This is a genomic window from Desulforhopalus sp. IMCC35007, from assembly GCF_005116575.1.
Classification (GTDB): Bacteria; Desulfobacterota; Desulfobulbia; order Desulfobulbales; family Desulfocapsaceae; genus Desulforhopalus_A.
The window spans coordinates 1-238 of the sequence record NZ_SWCN01000116.1 but is presented as its reverse complement, the minus strand read 5'-3'; the positions used below and the strand labels follow the sequence as shown (position 1 = coordinate 238).

At 42.9% G+C, this 238-nt stretch carries 1 protein-coding gene; it reads left to right on the top strand.

Features of this window, described 5'->3' with window-relative positions:
* Window position 1: 1 nt before the first annotated feature.
* Window positions 2-145, top strand: coding sequence for an integrase core domain-containing protein (locus tag FCL48_RS26065; RefSeq protein ID WP_136876772.1), 144 nt, complete (start codon window positions 2-4; stop codon window positions 143-145).
* Window positions 146-238 lie beyond the last annotated feature (93 nt).

Below are 238 nucleotides of genomic sequence, written 5' to 3'. Positions count from 1 at the left end.
TCTGAAATCCTATGAGAACCCACGTGAGTTGGAAAAAGGGATTGGGGCCTATATTCACAGGTACAACAACTTTCGCCCTCATCAATCTCTTTCTGATGCAACACCAAATGAAGTGTATAGTAAAAAATTATTTTTAGCGGCTTGAAAAACGAAGTCACCCCTTCCCCGCGGGGAAGGGGTGTGGAAACAGATCTGAAACTATGCGTCATATCTAAAAACAGCCAAGTGGTGGTCTAAA